The 4,030-nt window shown below is 60.8% G+C and carries 3 protein-coding genes; all 3 read right to left on the bottom strand.

All coding sequences use genetic code 11. The features are described from left to right. Window positions 1-765 (bottom strand): adenylyl cyclase (locus R3217_10460; protein ID MDX1455864.1); only part of this gene is annotated, 765 nt, incomplete at its 3' end. Next, window positions 762-2,633 (bottom strand): hypothetical protein, encoded by a 1,872-nt coding sequence (locus tag R3217_10465; GenBank protein MDX1455865.1) that lies wholly within the window; start codon window positions 2,631-2,633, stop codon window positions 762-764. The genes R3217_10465 and R3217_10460, both read right to left, overlap by 4 nt. After that, window positions 2,630-4,030: hypothetical protein (locus tag R3217_10470; protein MDX1455866.1), on the bottom strand; the 1,401-nt coding region annotated here is incomplete at its 5' end. The genes R3217_10465 and R3217_10470, both read right to left, overlap by 4 nt.

Here is a 4,030-nt window from a genome sequence, read left to right on the forward strand (position 1 = left end):
CGGCGCTTCACGCGTCACCTTGGTGTCGCCGGCAATGGTGGCCTCGAGCGCCTCGACAATCGACGCACTGATGCGATCCTGCACTTCGAAGATGTTGTCCAGCTGGGTGTCGTAGGTTTCCGACCAGAGATGGAAACCGGACTCGGTGTCGATCAGCTGTGCGGTGACGCGCACCTGCAATCCGGCCTTGCGCACCGAACCTTCCAGCACGTGCGCCACGTTCAGTGCATCGCCGATGTTACGCAGGTCGGTTTCCTCACCACGGAACTTGAAGGATGAGGTACGGCCGGCAACGCGAAGCTCGGGGTTCTTGGCCAGCAGGTTGAGGATCTCCTCGGCCATGCCATCACCGAAGTACACCTGGTCGCCTTCGACGGAAAGATCGGCAAAAGGCAGCACGGCAATCGACTTGTCATCGACATTGGCGTGCACACCGCTGGCCGTGGATGAAGCACTGCCGCCCAACTCGAACCAGGCAATGGTCGCCACGGCCAGCGCAATGGCAATCGCCCACATGCGCTTTTCGCCCGCCGAGGATTCGGCGCGCTTGATGCCTTCCGGCGTCAGTTCCAATGCCCAGGCCATGATCAAGGCAATCGGGAAACCCAGGGCGATCAGCAACACCACCAGCCGCCCGGCCCAGTCCGGAATGCCGAAGATCGGGAACACGGCCGTGGCCACCTGCACCAACAGCCAGCCGGTCACGACATAGATTGCCGCGACCTTGACGACATTGCGCTCCTTGAGTTCCTTGAAGAAGCTCATGCACCCGCCCCCTTGGCATCACCCGGGTAGCCACCGCGCGGGTAGCAAGCAAAGGGTTCATCCACGGCGGGAATGACGCTGCCTCCATTCTTGCGGATCAATTTCATCAGCTCGGGAAACGGTGTCGGGTCGAACTGCGGGTACAGCAGGAAATTGGCAAAGGTCGCGGCCCTGCTCGGGGTATCGTATTCCCGGAACTCGGGCCAGGCCTTTTCCGGGCGGCCCATCAGGCTGTGCGCCAGCCATCGATCACCCGCCAGGAAGCTGTTGTCCTCGTCATCAACGAGCTCTTGATAAAAACCTTCGGCATCGTCCAGGCGGCCCTCGGCACAGGCCTGGCGCAATTTGGGAAGCAAGGCAAAGGTCGGCGTGGCGTCGTTCACAACCAGCAGGTACTGCGCCGCCCGCTCGATTTCTTCCGCCCAAAGCATGGCGCGCTGGTAGCTGTATGCGGAAATCACGTCCGTGGTCCTGCCGGCATCCCCTGCTTCGAAGAATTCGAGCGATGATGTCGGATCGCCGAATTGCCAGACGAGATCGGCCAGCTCTTCCAGCTCCACGGCCGGATTGTCCCGGGCCATGTCGACGCAACCGGCCATCTTCTGCCAGGAGGCTTCCTTGTTACCCAGCAAATCATGCATCTTGGCGATGTCGTGGCAGATGTGGAAATCCTTCGGCTGCATCCCTTCGGCTTCCTGCAACACCTGGAGTGCTGCCCGCCAGTCGCCACGCAGCCGCGCCAACTCGTATTCGAAACGCTTGCGATCCACGTCGTTGCGCGCATGATGAATGGCATTTTCGTAAGCCGCCATCGCGCGCTGCATGGATGTCTCGAAGGAATCCACCTGCCCGGTGTTGGACTTCTGGTTGAAGGAGGCTTTTCCTCTCCAGAGGTTGGCGAGCGATGCGTGCGCATCGGCAAAGCCTGGATCTTCTTCCAGCGCGGCCTGGACCTTTTCGAACATCTCGTCACGCAGTGACAGCTCGCCGGTACGTATCATTTCGTCGCGCAAGGCAAGCGCCTGCAGGTACAGCTCGTAAGCCCGCACCGAGCGCGTGCCGGTCTCCATCATCTTTTCGAGCTCTTCGGGGTCCATCGCGGTTTCCAGCGAGCGAGCGATTTCGCTGGCCACCGTTTCCTGGATGTTGATGACGTCGTCTGCACTGCCATCGATGTTTTCGGACCAGAGGTGGAAGCCATCGCTGGCACGGATCAGCTGCACCGTGACGCGGATGGTGTCCCCGGCGCGGCGTACCGACCCTTCCAGTACATGCGCGACGTTCAGCTCTTGCGCAATATCGGCGATTGGCTGGTCGCTGCCCTTGTAGGCAAAACTCGAGGTGCGCGACGCGACCAGCAGGTCGGGCGTGCGTGCGAGCGCATTCAGGATTTCTTCCGTCAGGCCGTCGGTGAACCATTCGAAATCACGATCCGACGAAAAGTCGGCAAAGGGCAGCACGGCAATCGATTTCGGATCGGCCTCGGAAACCAACTCGGCAGATTCACCGGACGCCGATTCCGAAGCAACGGTCTGCTGTACTGCGGGCGCCTCACTGGTCGGCGCCAGTTCAAACCAGGCAATCGCCGCAACAAACAGCAAACCGGTTATCGTCCACATGCGTTTTTCGCCCACCGAACTCTCGGCACGCTTGATGCCTTCCGGCGTCAGTTCCAGCGCCCAGGCCATGATCAGCGCAACGGGGAAACCCAGCAGCATGAAAAAGATGAATACCTTCAGCACCCAATCCGGCGCTTCGAAGGTCGGCAAGGCAATCGAGGCCACCTGCACCAGCACCCAGGCCGTGACGACATAGATCACGCCGACCTTGACGACATTGCGCTCTCGAAGTTCTTTCAAAAAACTCATGAAGCCTTGCCCTCCAGGTCAGCCGGGTATTCACCGCGCGCATGGCAGGCGAAAGGCACAGCGACAGGCGGGATCACCGTGCCGTTGTTGCGGCGAATGAGTTTCATCAGCTCGGGGAAGAGCGTCGGATCGAATTGCGGGTAGACCAGGAAATCGGCAAAGGTGGCGGCCTTCTCGGCGGTGGCGTACTCATGCATCTCCGGGTATGCCTGCTCCGGGCGACCCATCAGGTCGTGCGCCAGCCAGCGATCCCCGACTGCGAAGTTGCTCTCCCGGTCATTGATCAACTGGCGGTAGAAGCGCTCGGCGTCATCCAGCCGGCTCTCGGCACAGGCCTGGCGAAGTTTCGGCAAGTTGGAAAAATCCGGTGCGGCGTTTTCAATGAGCAGTAGTTGCTGGGCGGCACCTTCGATGTCGCCAACCCAGAGCAAGAGGCGCTGGAACTGGTAGGCCTCGACCACATCCGAGGTCGTGTTGCCGGGGCTTTCGGCGAACAGCTCCTCGACCCAGGCCAGCTCGCCGAACTGCCAGGCAAGGTCGGTCATGGCGCCAAGGTCGACGGAGGGATTGTCCTTGCCGATTTCCAGGCAACGCTTCACCTGCGCTACCGCGGCCTCGCGCTCGCCCAGCCAGTCATGCGTTTCCGCGATGTCCGCACACATGTCGAAATCCTGCGGCCGCTCCGGCTCGACAGCCTTGAGGATCTCCAGGCCCTCGCGCCAGTTGCCACGCAAAATGGTGATTTGATATTCATAGCGAGCCCGTTCTGCTGCGTTACGCGCGTTGCGCGACGCGTTTTCAAAAGACTCGAGCGCGCGCTGCTGCCGCTCCTTGTAGGTCAGCGGCAGGTCACGTCCCACTTTCCAGTTGAACGACGCCGCCCCCTTCCAGAAGAATGCCTGGTAGGCATGGACATCCGAAAAGCCCGGATCTTCTTCCAGCGCGGCGTCCATCTTTTCCAGCAGCTCGGGGATAAGGCGCATGTCACCGGTGCGGATGATCTCGTCCTGGAGCGCTATGCCCTGCAGGTAAAGCTCATAGGCGCGTACCGAACGCGTGCCAACATCCATCATCTTCTCGAGCTCGGCCGGATCCATGGCGGTCTCCAGGGAGCGTGCGATTTCGCTGGCGACTTTTTCCTGGATGTCGATGATGTCGTCCGCGCTGCCATCGATGTTTTCCGACCAGAGGTGGAAGCCATCGCTGGCACGGATCAACTGCACCGTGACGCGAATGGCATCACCCGCGCGCCGCACCGAGCCTTCCAGCACATGCGCGACGTTCAATTCATTTGCGATGTCGGCAACAGGCTCTTCGCTGTTCTTGAACGCAAAGCTCGAGGTACGCGAGGCAACCAACAGGTCCGGCGTGCGCGCCAGGGCATTGAGGATTTCTTC

The sequence above is a fragment of the Gammaproteobacteria bacterium genome (assembly GCA_033720895.1).
GTDB lineage: Bacteria > Pseudomonadota > Gammaproteobacteria > Natronospirales > JAJUFS01 > JAWWBS01.

Coding starts and splice junctions, on each gene's coding strand:
- R3217_10465 (MDX1455865.1), bottom strand. CDS start 2,633: ATGAGTTTTTTGAAAGAACTTCGAGAGCGCAATGTCGTCAAGGTCGGC.